Here is a 23,786-nt window from a genome sequence, read left to right as displayed (position 1 = left end):
CGTCAGGCTTCCGGGAGGAGAAATACCGCTGCCATGGGCGGGAGGATGAGGTTGAGCTGGTGTTCTTCAGAGGCATGGACCTGGCCGACGTTGCCGACATTGCTGCCGCCATAATGCAGGGAGTCGGAATTGAAAGCTTCCCTCCATCTGCCGCCGAACGGCACGCGGACCCGGTAATTGTAATACACGTTGGGCGAAAAGTTCACGACCACGACGCAGCGCGCGTGCTCATCGAAGCCCTTGCGCACCCAGGCGAAGACGTTTCGGTCGGAGTCGTCGGTCATCAACCACTCGAAGCCGTCCGGCTCGCAGTCCCGCTCATGCAGCGCCGGCACGTTGCGGTAGAGGTGGTTGAGGTCGCGGATCAGGGCCTGGATGCCGGCATATTTGGCGTCGCCGAGCAGATGCCAGTCGAGCGAGGTATCGTGATTCCACTCGCGCTCCTGGGCGAGCTCGCAGCCCATGAACAGGAGCTTCTTGCCGGGATGCCCGAACATGAAGCTATAATAGGCGCGCAGGTTGGCAAAACGCTGCCAGTCGTCGCCCGGCATCCGGCCAAGGATGGAGCGCTTGCCGTGCACGACCTCGTCATGCGACAGCGGCAGGATGAAGTTTTCTGAAAAGGCGTAGTGCAGGCCGAACAGGATCTCGCCGTGGTGATATTTGCGGTGGATCGGGTCCTTGCTGATGTAGCGCAAGGTGTCGTGCATCCAGCCCATGTTCCACTTGTAGCCGAAACCGAGCCCGCCCATGTCGACCGGGCGAGACACCTGCGGCCACGCCGTGGATTCCTCGGCAGCCGTGGTCGCCTGCGGGAAATGGCCGAACACGTCGATATTGGTCCGGCGCAGAAACTCGATGGCCTCGAGGTTCTCGCGCCCGCCATATTTGTTCGGAATCCAGCCGCCGGACGGACGGCTGTAGTCGAGATAGAGCATCGAGGCGACGGCATCGACGCGCAGACCGTCGATGCCGTAGCGCTCCAGCCAGAACAGCGCGTTCGAGCGCAGGAAATTGGCGACTTCGGTGCGGCCGTAATTGTAGATCAGCGTGCCCCAGTCGAGATGCCGGCCCTGCATCGGGTTGGCGTGCTCGTACAGCGCGGTGCCGTCGAAATGGCCGAGGCCGTGCGGATCATCCGGGAAATGGCCTGGCACCCAGTCGAGCCACACCGCGAGGCCCTCGCGGTGGCACGCATCAACCAGCGCACAGAAGTCCTCAGGACTGCCGAAGCGGCTGGTCGGCGCGAACAGGCCGGTCGGCTGATAGCCCCAGGAGCCGTCGAACGGGTGCTCGCTGACCGGCAGGAATTCGATGTGCGTGAAGCCCATGTCGCGTGCATAGGCCGGCAGTTGCTCGGCGAGTTCGCGATAGGTCAGCCACTGGTTATTGTCCTTGCGCCGCCAGGAGCCGAGATGCACCTCATAGATCGAGACCGGCCTGTTCAGCTTGTTGATGTCATGCGGCGCCGGCCGAGGTCGCGGCAGGCTGGACTCGTCGACCACGATCGATGCGGTCTTGGGACGCATCTCGGCCGCGAAGGCCATCGGATCCGATTTCAGCGGCAGGTGCTCGCCCTGCGGACCGATGATGTCGAACTTGTAGTGGTCGCCGGCCCTGGCGCGGGGAATGAACAGCTCCCAATAGCCGTTGCCGCGGACGCGCATCGGGTGGCGCCGCGCATTCCAGAAGTTGAAATCGCCGACCACGCTGACGCGACGTGCATTGGGCGCGAGTACGACGAATCCGACGCCATCGACGCCGTCGAGCACCATCGGATGCGCGCCGAGCTTGTCGTAAAGCCGCTCATGGTTGCCTTCGCCGAGCAGATGCAGGTCGAAATCGCTCAGGATCGGCAGGAAACGATAGGGATCCTCGAGGTCGGTGACGTGGTCGCCGAATGTCGCCCGAAGCCGATAGCGCTGCAGCGACGGCATGGTCCCGGTGAACAGGCCGGCATCATGGATGCGCGTCAGCGCGGCGACGTCGCCGTGCTCACCGACCACCTCGACGCGGGAGGCCTCGGGCAGGAACGCGCGCACGACGGCCCGCCCGTCGACATTGTGCTGACCGAGATAGCGAAACGGGTCGGCATGCCGACCTTCGATGATCGCAAACGCCTCGGGAGAAAGATGGGTCATGAGGTCTCGCTGGCTGATGCTGGCTCGGACAGGACGCGAAGCAGGTTGCTCAATGCGATGCGCAACCAGTCCGGCCGGTGAGCCAGATCATATTCGAGCGCTCCGAGGGCTTTTTCCAGCATGAAAAAGTTAAGGAGCGCCTCCGCCGTATGCGGATCGTCCGGCCAGAGGCGCTGACTGGCCTTGATTTCGCGATAGCCAGCCAAGAAGGCGGTCGCGGCCTGGTCGCGCCATTCCGACAGCGCGGCGGCGATACGGCCGTGATCGTCCTGGCTCGCCCTCAGGGCGCGCTCCTGGGCGACGCGGACCGAGCAATCGATCGAGCGCAGGAAGCCTGCGATGTCGCGCGCCGGCGGCGCCTTGCGCCGACGCTCGGCAAGCGGCTGCTCCTCGTCACCGTCGAAGTCGATGATGAAAATATCGTCCTTGACGATGAGGATCTGGCCGAGATGGAAATCGCCATGCAGCCGGATGTCGCAGCCGCCGATATGGTGCGGGATCAGGCTGCTGAGGCGCTCCGACAGCTCGCCGCGCCTGGCGAGCACCTGGTCGACCAGCCCTCGTTCCGGATCCTTGAGGTGATCGCGGCGCTCGCTCAGGCCCGTGAGGATCCGGTCAGCCTGGCCGCGCAGCCGGTCGATCCAGTGATCGAGATGATCTGCGTTCGTGGGCTCGGGCGCGAAATCGACGATGTCGCTGCGCGAGGCGAGCGCCGCATGCAACTCGCCGACGCGACGGCCTGCCTGCGCCATGTAGCGCAGATAGGGCGACAGCTCCTCGCTCTGCCGCTCGTCGCCGCTCGCGGCGAACACGCGCTGGTCGTCGACGTAGCGATCGAGATAGGCGGCGCTGACGGTCCAGCCGTCGCCCTGGTTCTCGACGAAGCCGTGGACGCAGCCGACGGTCTGCCGCTCGCCCTCCTGGATCACCTCGACACTGCCGAGCAGCGGCGGGACATTGGCGAAGCCTACGGTTTCCGTGAGGAAACCGCCGATCTCGATCTCCGGGTGCGGACCAGCCTCCAGCTCGCGGCGGAGCTTGATGAAGAACTCGTTGTTGACCACCGCCTTGCTGCTGCAGCGGTCGGTCTCGATCACGCGCACCTGCTCCGATTCGCGGATCTGCTTGTCGGGAAACCGCGACGTCGGCCGGAATTCGAGGCGCACCCCGTTTTCCTCGACCGTCAACGCTTGCTTCATATTGTGCAGGAGCAGCGCAAGAAAGATCGGGCTCGTCGCTGCATCGAGCAGCGTTCCCTCGCGGGCGCCCTGGCGCACGGCGGCGAAGGCCTGCGGATTGTAGCGATCGCGATCGAAACGCACCCACTCGATCTGCATCGGCAGCAGATAGCGCCGCTTCTCGTCGCGCTCGGCGGCCTTGAAGAAGATCAGCCAGGGCCGGTTGTCGCCGATGTCGCAGAACGGGATCGCCGAGGTCAGCGTCGGATGGATCGCGTCCGCCGAGCGCTCGGGGTACCATCGTGCGCGCGCCAGATGACCGGGCAGAACGTCGCGTTCGAACACGCTGCGAGTGCGAGCCAGCGATACCCAGGTCGAGCCGAGCGGCACGACCAGCGTCTCGAACTCCGGTACCGCGCGCTGGATGATGGGCTCCGACTTCTCGCGCTCCTTGAGCTGGAACCAGTAGAATCCGTAGGGCGCGAGCGTGATCATGTAAGGCAGTTCGCCGATGGCGGGAAAGCGCGAGCGGCCGAGCATTTCGATCGGGACGCGATCCTTGAATGGCGAGAGATCGAGCTCGGTCGCCTGCGCCGAGCGCGACAGGTTGGCGACGCAGAGGATGACCTCGTCCTTGTATTGGCGGACATAGGCCAGAACCGACCGGTTGGCCGGGCGGATGAAGGTCATGGTGCCCCTGCCGAAGGCCAGCGTCGACTTGCGCACCGAGATCAGCTTCTTGGTGGCGTTCAAAAGCGACGACAGGCTGCGCGACTGCGCCTCGACATTGACCGCCTCGTAGCCGTACACCGGGTCCATGATCATCGGCGCGTAGAGCCGCGCCGGGTCGGCGCGCGAGAAGCCCCCATTGCGGTCGGGCGTCCATTGCATCGGCGTTCGTACGCCGTTGCGGTCGCCGAGATAGATGTTGTCACCCATCCCGATCTCGTCGCCGTAATAGATGATCGGCGTGCCGGGGAATGACATCAGCAGCGAGTTCATCAGCTCGATCTTGCGCCGGTCATTGTCCATCAGCGGCGCGAGGCGGCGGCGGATGCCGACATTGATGCGCGCACGCGGATCGTTGGCGTAGGTCGACCACAGATAGTCGCGCTCGACGTCGGTGACCATCTCCAGGGTCAGCTCGTCATGATTGCGCAGGAACAGCGCCCATTGGCAGGTCGCGGGAATGTCGGGCGTCTGGCGCAGGATGTCGGTGATCGGGAAGCGGTCCTCCTGGGCGATCGCCATGTAGATGCGCGGCATCAGCGGGAAGTGATAGGCCATATGGCATTCGTCGCCCTGGCCGAAATATTCCTGAACGTCCTCCGGCCACTGATTGGCTTCCGCCAGCAGCAGCTTGTCCTTGGCGTAATTGTCGAGCTCGACACGCAGGCGCTTGATGATCGCATGCGTCTCGGGGAGGTTTTCGTTGTTGGTGCCGTCGCGCTCGCAGAGGTAGGGGATGGCGTCAAGCCGGAAGCCGTCGACGCCGGCATCGAGCCAGCGTTTCATCACCTGGATGATCGCGTTGACCACGCGCGGATTGTCGAAGTTGAGGTCCGGCTGGTGCGAGAAGAAGCGGTGCCAGTAGAACTGGCCGGCCTCCGGATCCCAGGTCCAGTTGGACTTCTCGGTATCGGTGAAGATGATTCGGGTGCCGAGATATTTCTGGTCGGTGTCGCTCCAGACGTACCAGTTGCGGGCGCTGGAGCCGGGCGGGCTGCGCCGGGCGCGCTTGAACCAGTGATGCTGGTCGGAGGTGTGATTGACCACGAGCTCGGTGATCACCCGCAGGCCGCGCCGCTTGGCCTCTTGGATGAAGCGCTTGAACTCCTTCATCGTCCCGAAATCGGGATTGATGCTGCCGTAATCGGCGATGTCGTAGCCGTCGTCGCGGCCAGGCGAGGGGTAGAACGGCAGCAGCCACAGCGTGGTGACGCCGAGGTCCTGCAGATAGTCCAGCTTGTCGGTCAGGCCGGCGAAGTCGCCGACGCCGTCATTGTTGCTGTCGGCGAACGCCTTGACGTGCAGCTGATAGATGATCGCGTCCTTGTACCAGAGACCGTCGCCGTCGGGCTCGGTCTGCAGGCTGGGCGAATCCAGGGATGACATCAGGTTCATGAGGCCCTCACCTAGGAGAGAGGATGATGATGCGGCTGCGATCGGAGGCGTCTCGAAAGATGTCTCGGCCTCGACAGATGCGGCTCTCCTCAAAAGAGGGCAGAATAGGGGAGAAAGCGTCTTTGAGGGCGACGCTCTCGAACGTGTGCGCAAATTTGTTCACGGTGATGCCATTGACAATAAAACGGCGTCCCGGTTCGCTAGAAACCGAGACGACCCCAATTACAAAGCCGCAAGGCTCGTTTTGTTCCCCGGGGAACGACGGCCTTGCCGCGGCGTTAGGGGCTTATCCTCTTGCCGTCCCACAACAATTTTACGACGTACGACTTGCCGTTACGTCCAGATCGCGTGCCGAATGGATCTCTACAGCGAAGCCCATAGTCTCGGAATCCTGACAGAATTCTACGATGGTCAGGGGCACCGTCGTGTGACCGACGAAGCGGCCCTCAAGATCATCGTGGAGGCCTTTCCCCGGCCCACGCCGCATCGGCTGCTGAGCGATGCGGTGGTGATTCGCTCTGGGCAGCCCGCGCGCAGCCGCCTGACCGAGGCGGCGAAGCTGCCGGTCAGGTGGACCATCAGGCGTGGCGACGCTGAGATCGCGAAGGGAGACGCCGGCGAGGCCCTGGTCGAGTGGCCGGGTGATCTGCCGGTCGGCAGCTACCGCCTCGAGCTGGCGGATGCGTCGTCGTACCGCGAGGAGCTGCCGCTGCTCGTCGCACCGGCGAAGGCCTTCGCCGGTGATTTCGACCGTGTCTGGCTGCTGGCGGTGCAGCTCTACGGCATTCGATCCGGCCGCAACTGGGGCATGGGCGATTTCACCGACCTTGCCAATCTCATCACGCTTTGCGCCGAACTCGGCGCCGATGGCGTCGGCCTCAATCCGTTGCACGCGCTGTTCGACGATCGGCCGGGCGATTTCAGCCCTTATGCGCCGAACAGCCGGCTGTTCCTGAATGCGCTCTATGTCGATGTCGAGCAGGCCCCGGGCTTCGCGAAGGGGCCCGGCAGCAAGGTGCTGGAGCCGCTGCGGCAGGCCGAGCTGGTGGACTACAAGGGTGTGGCGGCGTTGAAATGGCCGGCCCTGCGTGCCGCCTTCGACGCTTTCATGGCTGCGCCCGACGCCGCGGCCGCTGCGGAGTTCAAGGCCTATCGGGCCGAGCGTGGCGAGCTGCTGGCCCGCTTCACCTGCTTCGAGGTGTTGCGGCATCGCTTCCTGAAGCCCTGGTGGGACTGGCCCGAGGAGTGGCGGCAGCCCGATGCTGCGCGCTGCGCGGCGCTGCTCAGCGGCCCCGACCGGAGGGAGGCCGAGTTCATCGCCTATGTGCAATGGCTCGCCGAGCGACAATTGCGCCATTGCCGGGATCTCGCGCATCGGCTGGGAATGAAGGTCGGCTTGTATCTCGACGTCGCGGTCGGCGTTCAATCCGACGGCTTCGATGCCTGGAACGAGCAGGGCGCCATTTCGCGCACGCTCTCGGTTGGGGCGCCCCCCGATCCCTTGAACACGGTCGGGCAGAACTGGGGGCTCGCCGGGTTCAACGCGCCCGGACTGGCGCTGAAGAATTTCGAGCCGTTCCGGGAGATGGTTCGGGCGTCGATGCGGCATGCCGGCGCGATCCGGCTCGACCATGTGCTCGGTTTGAAGCGACTCTATCTGGTGCCGCACGGATTTCCGGCCAAGCAGGGCGCGTACGTGCAGATGCCGTTCGAGGCGCTGTTGGCCGCGACCGTCATCGAGAGCGTCGCCAATGAATGCATCGTCATCGGCGAGGATCTCGGCACCGTGCCGGAGGGCTTTCGCGAACAGATGGCCGATTGGGGATTGTGGTCCTACAAGGTGATGATCTTCGAACGCGACGACAACGGCCGCTTCCGCGATGTCGACTTCTATCCGCCGAACGCGCTGGTGACGCTGAATACCCACGACCTCTCGACCTACGCCGGCTGGCGCTCGTTCGGCGATCTCAAGACCAAACGCGGGCTGGGCATCGATCCCGGTGAAAGCGACCAGGATCGCTGGGATGCGTTGGGGCTCTGGGACGAGGTGCTCCGCCAACACGGCATTCAAGCCAACGACGTCCACTCAGCGATCGCCTTCCTGTCGCGGACGCGGTCCCGGCTGCTGGTGATTTCCCTGGAGGATCTGCTGGAGGTGGTCGATCAGCCCAATATTCCCGGCACGATCGACGAGCATCCGAACTGGCGCCGCAAGATGCCGATCAAGCTCGAGGACATCGCCGGTGCGACCAGCGTCGCGGCGTTGAAGGCGGCGACCGCCGAACGGATCAGCCCGGCCGGCGTTTAGAACGGGGGGATTGCTGGGGGGCAGTTGCACGCGGATGCCAAATGTCCTGCAGGATCGAAGACTACGCCCTGATTGGCGATTGTGAGACGGCTGCCCTGGTGAGCCGGAACGGGTCGATCGACTGGCTGTGCTGGCCGGCGTTCGATTCCGACGCCTGTTTCGCCGGCCTGCTGGGTGATAGCAGCCACGGCCGCTGGCTGATCGAGCCGCGCGGCGACGTCCGATCGACGTCTCGACGTTATCGCGGCGACAGCCTCATCCTAGAGACACGATACGAAACTGCGACCGGCACCGTCGAGATGATCGATTTCATGCCGCCGCGGGGCAGGGCCTCCGATGTCGTTCGGCTGGTCCGCGGCGTCTCCGGCCGGGTCGCCATGCGGATGGAGCTGATCATCCGCTTCGGGTTCGGCATCGAGATTCCCTGGGTCAAGCGTTCCGAGGATCGCTCCGCGCTGCTCGCCATCTGCGGCCAGGACATGGCGGTGCTGCATACGCCCGTCGCGACCCGCGGCGCGGACATGACCACGGTGGCGGAGTTCGAGGTCGCTGCCGGCGAAACCGTGCCTTTCGTGCTCACCTACGGTCCGTCGCATCTGCCGGCGCCCAAGGCGATCGATCCGGATCAGGCGCTGGATGACACCGAAACATTCTGGGCCGACTGGTCGCGGCGCTGCACCTATCAGGGCGAGCATCGCGCACTCGTGATGCGCTCGCTGATCACCTTGAAGGCGCTCACCTACGCGCCGACCGGCGGCATCGTCGCGGCGCCGACCACCTCACTGCCGGAGAAGCTCGGCGGCCGGCGCAATTGGGACTACCGATTCTGCTGGCTGCGTGACGCGACGTTCACGCTGCTCGCGTTGATGAACTCGGGCTACACCGAGGAAGCGCTGGCCTGGCACAACTGGCTGCTGCGCGCCGCGGCGGGCGCTCCCGCCTACATGCAGATCATGTATGGCATCATGGGCCAGCGGCGGCTGATGGAGTGGGAGGCCGAGTGGCTGCCGGGCTACGAGGGTGCCCAGCCGGTGCGGATCGGCAATGCCGCGCATGCGCAGCTCCAGCTCGACGTCTACGGCGAGCTGATGGATGCCTTCCATCAGGCCCGCATGACCAAGCTCAAGCTGGACGACGGCACCTGGGACCTGGAATGCGCGGTGCTCGACCATCTCACCGACGTCTGGGACCAGCCCGACCACGGCATCTGGGAACGCCGCGGCGATGGCCGTCACTACGTGTTCTCCAAGGTGATGACCTGGGTGGCGTTCGATCGCGCGATCAAGAGCGCGGAGAAATTCGGGTTCAAGGCGCCGCTGGAGCGCTGGCGGCGGCTGCGCGAGACGATTCATCGCGATGTCTGCGCCAAGGGCTACGACGAAAGCCTCGGTAGCTTCGTCGAGTCCTATGGCTCGCGGCTGCTCGATGCCAGCCTGCTGCTGTTGCCGGCGGTCGGCTTCCTGCCGTGCTCCGATTCGCGCATTCGCGGCACGGTCGACGCGATCGAGGAGCATCTGCTGCGGGACGGCTTCGTGCTCCGGCACGATCCGCGCGAGGTCCCGCCGGACGAGCAGCAGCCGATCGAAGGCGCGTTCCTGGCCTGCACGCTGTGGCTGGCCGACGCCCATGTCCTGGCGGGCGATACGGAGAAGGCCGAGACGCTGTTCCGCCGCGTGGTGAACATCGCCAACGACGTTGGACTGCTGGCCGAAGAATACGACACCGAGGCACGGCGGCAGACCGGCAACTTTCCCCAGGCGCTGACCCATATCGCGCTGATCAACACGGCGCAAAATCTGAGCAGCGCCAAGAAGGCCAGCGACAAACCCGCAAGGCAGCGGTCGGGAGCCTGAGCTGCCGCGCGTCAGCCTGCGGATGAGCCTTGCGCGTTTTCCGCCAGGATCATCTCCATGGCATTGGCAAAGCCTTCGTCCTGGTTGGACGTGGTGATGCGCTTGGCTTTGCTCTTCACCTCGTCGCTGGCATTGCCCATGGCGATCGACAATCCGCTCACCTCGAACATCGCGACATCATTGTGCATGTCGCCGATGGTCGCGACCTGGTCGAGCGGAACGCCGAGCCGCTTGGCCATCGCCGTGACGAAGGTGCCCTTGTTGCGCCCGGGCGGAGTGATGTCGAGATAGTAGCTCTGCGAGCGGACCGCCGTCGCCTCGGTCCCCAGCGTCTGCTGCATCTGGCTCTCGCAGTGCGCCAGCAGCTCGAAATCGCTGCTGGCGCCGACGATCTTGCAGGCGTTCGACAGATAGGGGGAGAAATCGTCGACGATCGTCGGCTCCGCGCGTATCGCGCGCCGCTCGTTCGGGACGTATTCGCCGTCCGGATTGCGCGTCAGCCAGGCATCATTGGTGAAGACCCAGATGTCGACCCTGGATTGTTGGAGAAGATCGACGCAGCGCGCGGCGGCGGCGGGCGGGATCAGGCTCTGCTCGAGCGGGCGCATATCGGCGTCGATGATCGAGCTGCCGTTGAACGGGCCGACCGGAAGGCTGATCTGCAGCGGCTCGATCAGAAAGCGCATTCCGATCGCTGGGCGGCTCGAGGTGAGCGTGAAGGCGACGCCACATTCGTGCAGCCGTCGCGCCACCTTCGCGGCCCGCTCGGTCAGAACCTTGTCCTTGGTCAGCAGCGTGCCGTCGACGTCGGATACGACGAGAGCGATGCGGGTCATGAGCCCTTCCTGTTCGCGGGTCAGGCGCAGCCCCGACCGGCGTGAAGCTGTTGCATGATGTCGTCCACGATCGCCGCGACTGGCGCGTCGACCGAGACTGTAATGGGACGCTCGGCGGCGTCAGGTGGTTCCAGGGTGGCGAATTGGCTGGCGAGCAGGCCCGGCGGCATGAAGTGCCCCTTGCGATGGCTCATCCGTCTGCCGATCAGCTCCTGACTGCCTTGGAGATAGACCATGCGGACATCGTTACAGCCGCCGACCAGGATATCGCGATAGGCCTTCTTGAGTGCAGAGCAGGCGATGATGATGTGCTGGCCCGCAGTACGGCAACGCGCGATCTCCTGGGCAATCGCCTGCAGCCAGGGCCAGCGATCCTCGTCCGTGAGCGGGTGGCCGGCGCTCATCTTGGCGACGTTTGCGGGCGGGTGAAAGCTGTCGCCATCCTCGAAGCGCCAGCCGAGGCGTTGCCCCAATGTTTTCCCGATCGTGCTCTTGCCGGAGCCGGACACGCCCATGATGACGAGCGCATGGGGCAGGTCAGATGTCGCCACTTCGCCCCTCCGGCCAGGCCTCGCTGTCGATGAGCAGGATCGTCTCCCGATTTGAGCGGGCGCGATTGGCCGGCAGGTCCTCACCGGCCAGCACCCGCGTCATGATCGCGCGCTTGTCGGTACCGGCGATCTCAAACAGCATGGTTCGGCAGGAGGCGAGCGCAGGCAAGGTCAGGCTGATCCGCGGCACGAAGGGAGCGACGTGAGCCTTGTCGACGCCGACGACCCAGCGATCGGCGACATCAACGGCGGGAAAACCGGGGAATAGCGACGCGACATGGCCGTCGGGGCCGATGCCGAGCAGCACAAGGTCGAACAGCGGCCGCGCGGGGGCGAGCCGCCCGGCGCCGTAGAACGCTTCCAGCGTGCGCTGATAGTCGCGGGCACTGGCCTCCGGGTCCGACCTATCGGTCGCGATCGGGTGGATGTTGGCGGCCGGCGCGCAGGCATCGAGGAACGCGTGGCGGGCCATGGTCATGTTGTGCAGGGGATCTCCGGCCGGAACATAGCGCTCGTCGCCGATGAACCAGTGCACGCGCGGCCATGCAATCCGCTCGCGATAGGCGTCCGTCGCCAGCAGCTGATAAAGCTGCCTCGGGCTCGATCCCCCGGTGAGGCAGACGGCTATGGTCCCCGGATTTGCGTCGATGCGGGCCAGGAGATGTTCGGCCGCGACCCTCGCCATCGTCGCCTGGTCCGCGACTCGCACGAGTTTGCGGTTCTGCGGCCCGACCACGGCTAAACCAGCTTGCGCCAGCTGCGGCCGTCGCGGGCCAGGAGATCGGCCGCCGCCTCAGGTCCCTCGCTGCCGGCCGCGTAGGAATGCAGGCCATCGCGGCCGGCCTTCTTCCACGCCCCGATGAACGGCTCGACGGCCTTCCAGCCGGCCTCGACGCTGTCGGCGCGCTGGAACAGGATGTTGTCGCCGATCATGCAGTCATAGATCAGCGTCTCGTAGCCGGTGGCGGGCTCGGCCTGGAAATAGTCCTTGTAATTGAACTTCATCTGCACGCCATCGGTGCGGATGGTGGGGCCGGGCACCTTGGTGTTGAACTGCAGCGTGATGCTCTGGGTCGGCTCGATGCCGATGACCAGATAGTTCTCGGCCAAGGTCTCGATCGGCGTGCAACTGAACATCGCGAACGGCGCCTGGCGGAACTTGATCGCGACCTCGGTGCGCTTGGCGCCGAGCGCCTTGCCGGTGCGCAGATAGAACGGAACGCCGGCCCAGCGCCAATTGTCGATCGTGAGCTTGAAGGCGGCATAGGTCTCGGTGGTGCTGTTGGGGCGGACGTCCTTGCTCCTCAGATAGTCGGGCAGCTCGGCGTCGCCGATCATGCCAGCCGTGTACTGGCCGCGCACCGAATTGAGCAGCGCCTCCCGTTCGCTCAACGGCTGGATCGCCGACAGCACCTCCGCCTTCTCGGAGCGGACGGTATGCGCATCGAACCGTGCCGGCGGCTCCATCGCCACCAGCGACAGCAATTGGAAGAGATGGTTGGGGACCATGTCGCGCAGCGCGCCGGTCGCGTCGTAGAAGCTGCCGCGCGTGCCGACGCCGAGCTTCTCCTCGACGGTGATCTGCACGTGGTCGATGTGATGCCTGTTCCAGATCGGCTCGAACATGCCATTGGCGAAACGCAGCACCAGGATGTTCTGCACCGTCTCCTTGCCGAGGTAATGATCGATCCGGTAGATCTGGTGCTCGGTCACGAGCTGCAGAAGCTCGTCGTTCAGCTTCTTGGCCGAGGCGAGGTCGGTGCCGAACGGCTTTTCCACCACGAGGCGGCGCCAAGCCTTGCCGTCCTCGCGCAGCAACCCGACGCGCCCGAGCTGTTGCGCGATCGGCGCAAAGGCGCTCGGCGGCGTCGCGAGATAGAACAGCCGATTGCCGTGGGTCTCCCGCGCGGCTTCCAGCTTTTCCAGCTTCGCCTTCAACTGATCGAAGCTTTCCGGCTCCTTCGGATCGGCCTCGATCGCAGTCACGCATTGCAACAGGCGCTGCGCGATCTCATCCTCGATCGGGCGTGTGGCGTATTTGCGTAGGCCTTCCATGAGATTGTCGCGCAGTTGCTCGCTCGACATGCCCTTGCGGGCAATGCCGACGATGCAGAACCTGTCCGGCAGCAGATGATTGGCCGCGAGATTGTAAAGCGATGGCAAGACGAGCCGATGGGTCAGATCGCCGGTCACACCGAAGATCACGAAGGCGCAAGCGTCAGGCTTCTGATGTTGCGGCTGGTGCGGATGCAGCGGGGTCACGCGCGGTCGTCCCTGGGCTTGACGATCTCGGGCGCGCTCTGGCGCGCCGGGTCTGGGTGCTGTTCAGGCTCCTTGTGCCCGCCAAAGCCTTCGCGCATCGCCGAGAGAATCTTTTCCGCGAAGGTGTGCTCCTGGCGCGAGCGGAAACGGGCGAACAAGGCGGCGGTCAACACCTCGGCCGGCACCGCTTCGTCGATCGCCGCATTCACGGTCCAGCGGCCCTCGCCGGAATCCTCGACATAGCCGGAATATTTCTCCAGACCGGGCTGCCGCGCGAGCGCGCTGGCGGTGAGGTCGAGCAGCCAGGACGGAATGACGCTGCCGCGGCGCCACACCTCGGCGATGTCAGCGAGATCGAAGTCGAAGCGATGCGCCTCGGGCAGCGCCGCGCTGTTCGCATTCCTGAGGATGTCGAAGCCCTCGGCATAGGCCTGCATCAGGCCATATTCGATGCCGTTGTGGATCATCTTGACGAAATGGCCGGCGCCAGTCGGCCCCGCATGGATGTAGCCCTGTTCGACGCGCGGGTCGCGGCCGTCACGGCCCGGTGTGCGCGGGATGTCGCCGATGCCTGGCGCTAGCGTCGCGAAGATCGGATCGAGCCGGTCGACGACCGGCTTGTCGCCGCCGATCATCATGCAGTAGCCGCGGTCGAGGCCCCAGACTCCGCCGGAGGTGCCGACGTCGACGTAGTGCAGACCGCGCTCCTTGAGCGCCTTGCCGCGGCGGACGTCGTCCTGCCAGAAACTGTTGCCGCCGTCGATGACGACGTCGTCTCGGCTCATCAGCTTGGTGAGCTGCTCGACGGTGGCTTCCGTGATCTTGCCGGCCGGCAGCATGACCCAGGCGTGCCGCGGGAGGGCGAGTTTGCCGACGAACTCCTCGAGGCTCGCGGCGCCGGTGGCGCCCTCGGAAACCAGCGCGGCGACGGCCTTTGCGTCGCGATCATAGACCACGCAGGCGTGTCCGGCGCGCATCAGGCGGCGCACGATGTTGCCGCCCATCCGCCCGAGACCGATCATTCCCAATTGCATCGACGATGCCCTTCCTAGCTCAGCGCTTCACTGATCGCGCTGTCGAGCATCTTCAGGCCCGATTTCAGATTGCCCTTGAGATGGACCCGAAGAGCCCTGCGCCCGCGCTCGGTGAGTACGTCGAAGTCGCCGCGCGCCTGCGCCGCCTTGATCACGCCGAAGCTCGCCTTCTGCCCGGGGATCGGCAGATCCTGGGCATCGTCGGCCGTGATCTGGAGAAACACGCCGCTGTCCGGGCCGCCCTTGTAGGCCTGGCCGGTCGAGTGCAGGAAGCGCGGACCGAACTCGGCGCAGGTGGCGAGGTGCTTGGCATCGCGCAGCCTCAGCCGGATCCGCTGCAGCGTGTCGATATTGCCTGCGTTGCGGTCGATATAGCCGAGCAGGGCGATGTAGTCGCCGTCGCCGGCGCGGCCGAGATGCGCCTTCAGCCAGGACGCGAGCGTGCCGTCGGCGCCATGCTCGCGCAGGCTCTCGACGTTCTGTGCATCCGTGTAGAGCTCGCAGCCCTTGATCGAGACCACCGGCTCCTCGGCCGGCAGCGCGCCGCTCTGCTCGAACGCCGCCGTCAGTTCGCGGGTCTTGATCTTGGCCGATTCGACGTCGGGCTGGTCGAACGGGTTGATGCCGAGCACGGCGCCGGCAACGGCGGTCGCCATTTCGAAGCGGAAGAATTCCTGGCCGAGCTGGTCGATCGACTTCATGACGATGCGCACGACCGGATGGCCGGCCTCCTCGAGCGCGGCGAGCTTTGCATCATGGCCGGCCACGTCGTCGCCGCCGATCCTGATGTCGATGAAGAAGCGATCATGACCGTAGACCTCGGGCGAGGCGACTGGCTCGCCATCGATCGGGATGAGGCCCTTGCCTTCCTTGCCCGTGGACTCCGCGATCAACTGCTCGGCCCAGGCACCGAAATCGGCGATCTTGGGCGAGGCGAAGATCGTTATCTTGTCGCGGCCTTCGAGGCCGGCGAGACCCATCGCCAAGCCGAGCTGAACGCCCGGGTTCTGCAGCGGCGGCACGTCGGGCCCGCAGGAGCGCACCATTGACAGCGCCTGCGTAATCAGCCTGCGCACGTCGATGCCGGCGGTGGCGGCCGGCACCAGGCCGAACGGCGACAGCACCGAATAGCGGCCGCCGATGGTCGGCTCGCCGTGGAAGATGCGGGCGAAGCCTTGCGCCTTGGCCGCCTTCTCCAGCGACGAGCCGGGATCGGTCACGGCAATGAAGCGATGGCCGGCCTTCTTCGGCCCGATCGCCTCGGAGACGCGCGCGAAGAAGTAGTCCTTCATCGCGTTCGGCTCGGTGGTGCCGCCCGACTTCGAGGAGACGATGAACACCGTACGGGTGATGTCGATCGCCTTCTCCATCGCGCGCACCTGCGCGGGATCGGTGGAATCGAGCACGTGCAGCCTGGGGAAGCCGGCCCTGCGCGGGAACGTCTCGGCGAGCACTTCCGGCCCGAGGCTGGAGCCGCCCATGCCGAGGACCACGGCGTCGGAAAACTTCTGTCCCTTCACCCGTTGCGCATAGTCCTCATAATCGGCGATATCGGCTTTCTCCGCGCTGGTCAGCCAGCCCAGCCATTTGTGCTCGTCATGGCCGGTCCAGACCGTCGCATCCTTGTGCCAGAGCCGGCGGATCCTGGCGTCCTTGCGCCAGTCCTCGGTCGCGGAGGCGACCTTCTTCTCGAGATCAGCAGCAACGGCGATCGTCTGCTGCCCAAGTCCTGTCCCCAGCACGACGGCGCGCTTGTGCGCAACCGCGCCGTAGAGCTTGTCGGCGGCGTCCGCGAACTGCCTGACGCCGTCGACCACGAGATCTGCGGTGATGTCGTCGAGCGAGATGCCGGTCTTCGCCAGATCCTCCAGGGCGGCCTGGGCGGCATCGACGTCTTCCTCCAGGCTGTCGCGCACCTCTCCGTGATCGCGGAAGGCGTCCAGCGTGGCCGGCGGCACAGTGTTGACGGTGTTCGGCCCGATCAGCTCCTCGACATAGAGGACATCGCTGTAATCCTTGTTCTTGGTACCTGTGGAGGCCCAGAGCAGCCGCTGCGGCTTGGCGCCTTGCTCGGCCAGCCGCTCCCAGCGCGCGCCTGCGAACAGCCGCTTGTAATCCTGATACGCCATCTTGGCGTTGGCGATGGCGATCCTGCCCTTGAGCGCCGCCAGCCGCTCCTTCTCCGAGGGATCGTTGGCCTGGGCGATCTTCTCGTCCAGTTGCTTGTCGACCACGCTGTCGATGCGGCTGACGAAGAACGACGCCACGCTGGCGACATGCGACGGATCGCCGCCGGCGCCGACGTAGGCCTCGAGGCCGGCAATGTAGGCTTCGGCGACCTGCCGGTAGACGTCTTGCGAAAACAGCAAGGTGATGTTGACGCTGATGCCCTTGGAGATCAGGTGCTGGATGGCCGGCAGGCAGGCGTCGGTCGCCGGCACCTTGATCATCAGATTCCTGCGGTCGACCGCCTTCCAGAGCTGTTCGGCCTCGGTGATGGTCGCTTTGCTGTCCATCGCCAGATAGGGCGAGACTTCGAGGCTGACGAAGCCGTCATTGCCATCGAAGCGGTCGTAGACCGGCCGCAGCACGTCGGCAGCATTCTGGATGTCCTCGACGGCGACGGCCTCGAACAGCTGCGTCGGCGATCGATCGCCGTTCTTCAGCGCCGTGGCGATCGGCGCGTCATATTCATCGGAGCTGCCGATCGCCTTCTCGAAAATCGCGGGATTCGAGGTGACGCCCTTGACGCCATCCTCATCGATCAGCCGCTTCAGGTCGCCTTTGGCGACGAAGCCGCGTGCGAGGAAATCGAGCCAGACCGCCTGGCCGTGTTCTTCGAGAGCTTTGACCGGATTCATGATGCCTATCTATGTGCGTCGGCTTGCTTTTTCGGGTTCCCGCCTGGCGGCCTGCCAGGTCGTGGACCTCACATGAACAACTATGCGCCAGCCCACAGGAGAACGCCATTCATAATGGATTGATCCCTCTGGAATCCCAAGAGCTTCGCGCCGGGCTCGACGTGCCGGCGGCGCGCGCCCCGCGGGAGACGTGCAGGCAGCCTGAAGCCTGCTGCCGACCGTTCGACCAAGGCGTGGCGAAGGTTCGCCAAGCGCGGCCAGCGTTCGGCTCGCGTCGGCCTCCGCGACACCCGCGCGCCGGAGGTCTCCCATCGTCGCGAGCAAATGCCGTCGATCAAACCTTCTCCGCCTTGCAATGCCGGAAAGCGGCCACATGTGTTCTGGGTAATGGTGCCTCACGTCACGGATCAAGGCGAGCGTCTTGCGATTGTCGCGTCGGCTGCGGCTCGTGATCGGCGGATAACCCATGATGCTTTCTGCTTGCAGACATTCGGTGGCGAGCCGCAACCTGATCATGGCAATGATCAGCATCGAGTGATCCGTCCGGTTTCGGCCGCGCGTTACGTCACGGCATTCGATTCTAGCGGTGAACATGTGTGCGGATGGCTGTGAGATGCGCGCGTTCATCGCTCGCCTGATCACGATGACGTCGCGTGAGCGATGGTTGACGTGCGCGCAGCGGGGCCATCTGTTCGACCACCGTGGCCGGCGCGCATCATGTCGCGCCACGAATGAGACATTCGCTGCCTGGCGCAGCTGCGCGACCGTTGGCGTTCACTCGCGGTTCACTTCCGGAAGACAGACTGATCCCGGTGCTGTTTCGCCGCCAGTTCACGTGGCTTTCACAACACCTTGTGCGGCGCAGGAAGACTACGGTGCCGGGGTATTGCGGATGTTGCGAAGCAGAGACAATGGGGTACAAATGGAGAGAGTCGGCCGGCTTTTGCCGAACTATTGAGCGAAGTGCATGTTGATAGGGCATATGCTGCATGCACTTTGCGTTGCGGAAAAGGACGAAGACGGTGCCCAATGGGGGCTAGCGCGCTTCACTCTGAGTCGGTTCGGGATCAGCAGGAACGTACTTGGATCTCGGCCCGTTGCAGCAGTGCAGCGGAACCTACGTGGAGAGGGATCATGTACAACGATTCGTTGTTCAACGCGTTCGCAAGGTCGTTCGAGGCACGCAGCCAGACCGACATGTCGATGCAGGAATATCTAGAATCGTGTCGAACCGACCCGATGCGATACGCGAACGCCGCTGAACGACTACTAGCTGCGATCGGTGAGCCTCAGATGATCGATACGGCCAAGGACCCACGCCTTGGCCGTATTTTTTTGAACCGGACGGTTCGGCTGTATCCCGCGTTCGCCGGCTTCTACGGCATGGAAGACACGATCGAGCGCATCGTCGGCTTCTTCCGGCACGCCGCGCAGGGTCTCGAAGAGCGCAAGCAGATCCTCTATCTGCTCGGACCGGTCGGCGGCGGCAAGTCGTCGCTCGCCGAACGGCTGAAGCAGTTGATGGAAACTCATCCGATCTACGTGCTCAAGGCGGGAGATGAGTTGAGCCCCGTGTTCGAGTCGCCGCTCGGCCTGTTCGATCCCGACACGCTGGGCCCGATGCTCGAGGAGAAATACGGCATTCCGCGCCGCCGCCTGTCGGGCCTGATGAGCCCGTGGTGCTACAAGCGGCTCGAAGCCTTCGGCGGCGACATCTCGCAGTTCCGCGTCGCCAAGATCCAGCCGTCGCGGCTGCGCCAGATCGGCATCGCCAAGACCGAGCCCGGCGACGAGAACAACCAGGACATCTCCTCGCTGGTCGGCAAGGTCGACATCCGCAAGCTCGAAACCTACGCCCAGAACGATCCCGACGCCTACTCCTATTCGGGCGGCCTCAACCGCGCCAACCAGGGCATCCTCGAATTCGTCGAGATGTTCAAGGCGCCGATCAAGATGCTGCATCCGCTGCTGACGGCGACGCAGGAGGGCAACTATATCGGCACCGAGAACATCGGCGCGATTCCCTACAATGGCGTGATCCTCGCCCACTCCAACGAGGCGGAGTGGCAGAGCTTCAAGACCAACAAGAACAACGAGGCCTTCATCGACCGCATCTGCGTCATCAAGGTGCCGTACTGCCTGCGCGTCACCGAGGAGCGCAAGATCTATGAGAAGCTGATCCAGGGCTCCGAGCTCTCCGCCGCGCCGTGCGCGCCCGCGACCTTGGACACGCTCGCCAGATTCTCGGTGATGTCGCGCCTGCGCAAGCACGAGAATTCGACGTTGTACGCCAAGATGCGGGTCTATGACGGCGAGAGCCTCAAGGAGTCCGATCCGAAGGCGCGCAGCGTGCAGGAATATCGCGACGCCGCCGGCGTCGACGAGGGCATGGACGGCATCTCCACCCGCTTTGCCTTCAAGGTGCTGGCTGCGACCTACAATCACGACACGGCGGAAGTGTCGGCCGATGCCGTGCATCTGATGTACGTGCTGGAACAGTCGATCAAGCGCGAGCAACTGCCCGAGGAGATCGAGAAGCGCTACCTCGAATTCATCAAGGCGGATCTGGCGCCGCGCTACGCCGAGTTCATCGGTCACGAGATCCAGAAGGCCTATCTGGAATCCTACTCCGATTACGGCCAGAACCTGTTCGACCGCTACGTCGACTACGCCGACGCCTGGATCGAAGATCAGGACTTCAAGGATCCCGATACGGGACAGCTGCTCAATCGCGAGCTGTTGAACCAGGAGCTGACCAAGATCGAGAAGCCGGCCGGGATCGCCAACCCGAAGGATTTCCGCAACGAGGTTGTCAAGTTCTCGCTGCGCTTCCGGGCCCAGAATGGTGGCAAAAATCCGTCCTGGACCTCCTACGAAAAGATCCGCGAAGTCATCGAAAAGAGGATATTCTCGCAGGTCGAGGATCTGCTTCCGGTCATCTCGTTCGGTACCAAGAAGGACGGCGAGACCGAGAAGAAGCACGACGACTTCGTCGCGCGCATGGTCGAACGCGGCTACACCGAGCGGCAGGTCCGCCGGCTGGTCGAGTGGTACATGCGCGTGAAGCAGGCGGGTTGATCGTGGTCCGGCGCCGATGTTCACTGCAGGTGCGGCAGGCCATCGGTCTGACGTCGGCGCCAGGGCTACGAAACGAGCGAAACGTTCGACGCTGAGCTTCGCTGGGAGGCGTCGGACAGGCAGAGGGTGCCGTTGCAGTGTCGGGTCCGATACTGCACCGCGGCATCGCGGCGGGGGAGAGCAGGAGTCGAAGCCGCTGCAGCAGGAGGCGTATGGAACGTGGTCATGCACATCATTGATCGGCGCCTGAATCCGGGCGGCAAAAGTCTCGAAAATCGCCAGCGATTTTTGCGCCGCGCCAAGGCCCTGGTTCAGGGAGCGGTCAAGAAGACCTCGCAGGACCGCGACATCAAGGACGTGCTGGAGGGCGGCGAGGTCTCGATCCCGCTCGACGGCATGGACGAGCCTCGCTTCCGCCGCGAGGGCGGCACCCGCGACATGGTGTTGCCCGGCAACAAGAAGTTCGTCGAAGGCGACATCCTGCCGCGCTCCGGCGACGGCAGCGGCCGCAAGTCGGCGCCCGGACAAGGCGACAGCGAGGACGCGTTCCGCTTCGTGCTGAGCAAGGAGGAGTTCGTCAACCTCTTCCTCGACGATCTCGAACTGCCCGATCTCGCCAAGCGCAAATTCGCCGAGGCCGAGAGCGAGGGGCTGGTACGCGCGGGCTATTCGACCTCGGGTTCGCCGGCCAATATCTCGATCAGCCGCACCGTCACCCGCGCCTTGGCCCGCCGCGTCGCGCTGCGCCGTCCGCGGCCGGAGGCGATTGCCGAGCTCGAAGCCCAGCTGGAGCAGGAGACCGACGACGACAAGCGCGCCGCGCTTCTGGCCGAGATCGAGGCGCTGAAGGCGAAGGCCAAGCGCATCCCCTTCATCGACCCGATCGACATCCGCTACCGGCGCTTCGAGGCCGTGCCGAAGCCGATCGCACAGGCCGTGATGTTCTGCCTGATGGACGTGTCCGGCTCGATGTCGGAGCACATGAAGGACCTCGCCAAGCGATTCTACATGCTGCTCTACGTGTTCCTGACCCGGCGCTACCGCCATGTCGAGATCGTCTTCATCCGCCATACCGATCGCGCCGAGGAGGTCGACGAGCAGACGTTCTTCTACGGACCGGCGTCCGGCGGCACCTTGGTGTCGAGCGCCTTGCAATGCATGCACGACATCGTCCGCTCGCGCTTCCGCCCGTCGGACTGGAACATCTACGCGGCGCAGGCCTCCGACGGCGACAACGCCACCTCGGATTCCGAGAACGTCGCGCGGCTCTTGACCGACAACATCCTGCCGGTGTCGCAGTTCTTCGCCTATCTCGAGGTCGGCGAATCCGGCACCTATTCGTTCGAGATGCCCGACTCGGCGCTGTGGTCGCTGTATGAGCGGCTGCGCGCCAATGGCGAGCCGCTGTCGATGCGCAAGGTCCGCGACCGCAGCGAGATCTTCCCGGTGTTCCACGACCTGTTTCAGCGTCGCGGCACCACGCAGGAGAGGGCGGCGTCATGAGCGGGTTGCTGTTCGAGGGCGCAGACTGGAATTTCCTCACCCTGCAGCGCATCCACGATGCCTGCGAAGCCGTCGCCGAGAAGGAGCTCGGGCTCGACACCTATCCCAACCAGATCGAGGTGATCACGGCCGAGCAGATGCTCGACGCCTATTCCTCGGTCGGCATGCCCCTGTTCTACAAACACTGGTCGTTTGGCAAGCACTTCGCCTATCACGAGGCCTCGTACCGCAAGGGCCTGATGGGCCTCGCCTATGAGATCGTGATCAACTCCTCGCCCTGTATCTCCTATCTGATGGAGGAGAACACGGCGACGATGCAGACCTTGGTGATCGCGCACGCGGCGTTCGGCCACAACCATTTCTTCAAGAACAACTATCTGTTCAAGCAGTGGACCGACGCCGACGGCATCCTCGACTATCTCGATTTCGCCCGCGGCTACATCGCGCAATGCGAGGAGCGTTATGGCCGGCTCGCGGTCGAGCATACGCTCGACGCGGCGCATGCGCTGATGTCGCACGGCGTCGACCGCTATCCGGGCAAGAAGAAGCTCGACTTCCGCGAGGAGGAGAAGCGCGCCGGCAAGCGCAGGCTCTACGAGGAGGGCCAGTTCAACGATCTCTGGCGCACGGTGCCGACCGGCCCGGTCAAGACCAATGCGATGCTGAACGTCGAGCGGCGCCGCGCGCTGCTCGGCCTCCCGCAGGAGAACCTGCTCTATTTCCTGGAGAAGACCGCGCCGCGGCTGGCGCCCTGGCAGCGCGAGTTGCTGCGCATCGTTCGCCACATCGCGCAGTATTTCTATCCGCAGGGCCAGACCAAGGTCATGAACGAGGGCACGGCGACCTATGTGCACTATCGCATCATGAACCGGCTGCACCAGGACGGCCGCCTCACCGACGGCAACTTCCTGGAGTTCCTGCAGTCGCACACCAACGTCGTGTTCCAGCCGGAGTTCGACGATCCGCGCTTCTCCGGCTTCAACCCATATGCGCTCGGCTTTGCGATCATGCAGGACATCGAGCGCATCGTGAAGGACCCGACCGACGAGGATCGCGAATGGTTTCCGGACATCGCCGGCACCGGCGACGAAATGGCGGTGCTGCGTGACGTCTGGGCGAATTATCGCGACGAGAGCTTCATCAGCCAGTTCCTCAGCCCCAACCTGATCCGGCGCTTCAAGCTGTTCCATTTGCATGACGATCCGGCCGAACGCGCCGGCATCCTGGTCGACGCCATCCATGACGAGCGCGGCTATCGTCGCATCCGGCGCGAGCTGTCGAAACAGTACGATGTCGGCTACATCGACCCGAACATCGAGGTGGTCGATGTCGATCTCGCCGGCGATCGCCGCCTGATGCTGCGACATACGGTGGTCAAGGGCGCCCAGCTCAACGAGACCGACACCAAGCGCGTGCTGCAGCATCTCGCCGATCTCTGGAGCTACGACGTGTCGCTGGTCGAAGTCGACGCCGCCACCGACAAGGTGCTGAAGGAGTACGTGCTCAATCCCCGGATACAACCGGCGGCCGCCTAGCGCGGCCGCCAAGCCCTGAGCGACGTCAGATTTCCGCGAAGATCTCCAGCAGATTGCCGTCGGGATCCCTGAAGAACAGCGTCCGATGGCCGAAGGGCTGGTCCCTCGGCTGCTCCAGGAGCGCGACGCCCTTCTCCGTCAGCTCGGCCGCGCAGCGGTCGACGTCGACGCGTCCCACCTTGAAGGCGAGTTGAAGCGCCGCGCTTCCCGGCGGTGTCGGCTGGTGCGATGTCAGCCGCTGCGGCCGAGCGAGCGCGAGCGTGTTGGAGCCGATCTGAAATTCGATCCACCCCTGCGACAGTTCCCGGAGCAGCGGAAAGCCCAGGACCTCCTCGTAGAACTGCCGCATGACGTCCCAGTCGCGGGCGAGGATCACCGTGTAGTCGATGGCGCGAATGGCGCGAAATGCGGACACCCTCTTTACATCATTGGTCACGATCTCTCCCTCCCGGCCGGCCTCACCAAGCTTTTCCATCCCGCGTCGAGTGGCGCAAGGCTGATGAGCCCGCTATGGTGCCCGCC

The 23,786-nt window shown here is 64.6% G+C and carries 15 protein-coding genes; 5 read left to right on the top strand and 10 right to left on the bottom strand.

Annotated features, from left to right (window positions below):
* Nucleotides 1-2 precede the first annotated feature (2 nt).
* Together glgB and treS are read right to left on the bottom strand one after the other, a co-directional pair.
* Entirely contained in the window at nt 3-2,141 is a 2,139-nt protein-coding gene (glgB, locus tag QX073_RS23655; RefSeq protein WP_316172478.1) for a 1,4-alpha-glucan branching protein GlgB, read from the bottom strand.
* Nucleotides 2,138-5,443, bottom strand: a complete 3,306-nt coding sequence (gene treS, locus QX073_RS23650; RefSeq protein WP_316172477.1) for a maltose alpha-D-glucosyltransferase — start codon at nt 5,441-5,443, stop codon at nt 2,138-2,140. Before treS ends, glgB begins: the two co-directional genes overlap by 4 nt.
* Before the next feature lie 355 nt (nt 5,444-5,798).
* Here treS and malQ point away from each other — a divergent pair, with 355 nt between their 5' ends.
* Nucleotides 5,799-7,751, top strand: coding sequence for a 4-alpha-glucanotransferase (gene malQ / locus QX073_RS23645; protein ID WP_316226455.1), 1,953 nt, complete (start codon nt 5,799-5,801; stop codon nt 7,749-7,751).
* A gap of 41 nt (nt 7,752-7,792) precedes the next feature.
* The gene (locus tag QX073_RS23640) at nt 7,793-9,604 is read left to right on the top strand and encodes a glycoside hydrolase family 15 protein (RefSeq protein ID WP_315828319.1); all 1,812 of its coding nucleotides are present in this window, start codon (nt 7,793-7,795) and stop codon (nt 9,602-9,604) included.
* Between the two features lie 11 nt (nt 9,605-9,615).
* Here QX073_RS23640 and QX073_RS23635 read toward each other — a convergent pair whose 3' ends face one another.
* Genes QX073_RS23635 through QX073_RS23605 form a run of 7 tightly spaced genes read right to left on the bottom strand, consistent with a single transcriptional unit; the run spans nt 9,616 to nt 17,679 of the window.
* Nucleotides 9,616-10,440 (bottom strand): HAD family hydrolase, encoded by an 825-nt coding sequence (locus QX073_RS23635; RefSeq protein WP_316226454.1) that lies wholly within the window; start codon nt 10,438-10,440, stop codon nt 9,616-9,618.
* 20 nt (nt 10,441-10,460) lie between these two features.
* Entirely contained in the window at nt 10,461-10,955 is a 495-nt protein-coding gene (locus tag QX073_RS23630; protein WP_316166626.1) for a gluconokinase, read from the bottom strand.
* Nucleotides 10,956-10,977: 22 nt separating this feature from the next.
* Nucleotides 10,978-11,727, bottom strand: a complete 750-nt coding sequence (gene pgl / locus QX073_RS23625; RefSeq protein ID WP_316172474.1) for a 6-phosphogluconolactonase — start codon at nt 11,725-11,727, stop codon at nt 10,978-10,980.
* A 2-nt stretch (nt 11,728-11,729) separates the two neighbouring features.
* Nucleotides 11,730-13,253, bottom strand: a complete 1,524-nt coding sequence (zwf, locus tag QX073_RS23620) for a glucose-6-phosphate dehydrogenase (protein WP_316172473.1) — start codon at nt 13,251-13,253, stop codon at nt 11,730-11,732.
* Nucleotides 13,250-14,287: a phosphogluconate dehydrogenase (NAD(+)-dependent, decarboxylating) gene (gene gnd, locus QX073_RS23615; RefSeq protein WP_315718007.1), complete on the bottom strand. Its 1,038-nt coding sequence runs from the start codon at nt 14,285-14,287 to the stop codon at nt 13,250-13,252. Before gnd ends, zwf begins: the two co-directional genes overlap by 4 nt.
* A gap of 14 nt (nt 14,288-14,301) precedes the next feature.
* Nucleotides 14,302-17,148, bottom strand: coding sequence for a bifunctional transaldolase/phosoglucose isomerase (locus QX073_RS23610; protein ID WP_316172472.1), 2,847 nt, complete (start codon nt 17,146-17,148; stop codon nt 14,302-14,304).
* 9 nt (nt 17,149-17,157) lie between these two features.
* A complete protein-coding gene (locus QX073_RS23605) occupies nt 17,158-17,679 on the bottom strand; it encodes a hypothetical protein (protein WP_315750206.1) in 522 nt (173 codons plus the stop codon).
* 603 nt (nt 17,680-18,282) lie between these two features.
* On the opposite strand from QX073_RS23605, the gene QX073_RS23600 reads away from it, so the two are divergent.
* The 3 genes from QX073_RS23600 to QX073_RS23590 all read left to right on the top strand — a co-directional run bounded on the left by QX073_RS23600 (nt 18,283) and on the right by QX073_RS23590 (nt 23,264).
* Nucleotides 18,283-20,226, top strand: coding sequence for a PrkA family serine protein kinase (locus QX073_RS23600; protein WP_315718010.1), 1,944 nt, complete (start codon nt 18,283-18,285; stop codon nt 20,224-20,226).
* Between the two features lie 225 nt (nt 20,227-20,451).
* Nucleotides 20,452-21,729, top strand: a complete 1,278-nt coding sequence (locus QX073_RS23595; RefSeq protein ID WP_315718011.1) for a YeaH/YhbH family protein — start codon at nt 20,452-20,454, stop codon at nt 21,727-21,729.
* Nucleotides 21,726-23,264, top strand: coding sequence for a SpoVR family protein (locus QX073_RS23590; RefSeq protein WP_315750207.1), 1,539 nt, complete (start codon nt 21,726-21,728; stop codon nt 23,262-23,264). Before QX073_RS23595 ends, QX073_RS23590 begins: the two co-directional genes overlap by 4 nt.
* A gap of 25 nt (nt 23,265-23,289) precedes the next feature.
* Here the strand turns inward: QX073_RS23590 and QX073_RS23585 are convergent, their stop codons facing one another.
* Nucleotides 23,290-23,700, bottom strand: coding sequence for a VOC family protein (locus tag QX073_RS23585; RefSeq protein WP_315750208.1), 411 nt, complete (start codon nt 23,698-23,700; stop codon nt 23,290-23,292).
* Between the last annotated feature and the right edge of the window lie 86 nt (nt 23,701-23,786).

The organism is Bradyrhizobium sp. SZCCHNS3052 (genome assembly GCF_032484495.1).
GTDB lineage: Bacteria > Pseudomonadota > Alphaproteobacteria > Rhizobiales > Xanthobacteraceae > Bradyrhizobium.
This window is presented reverse-complemented; position numbering and strand designations above follow the sequence as displayed.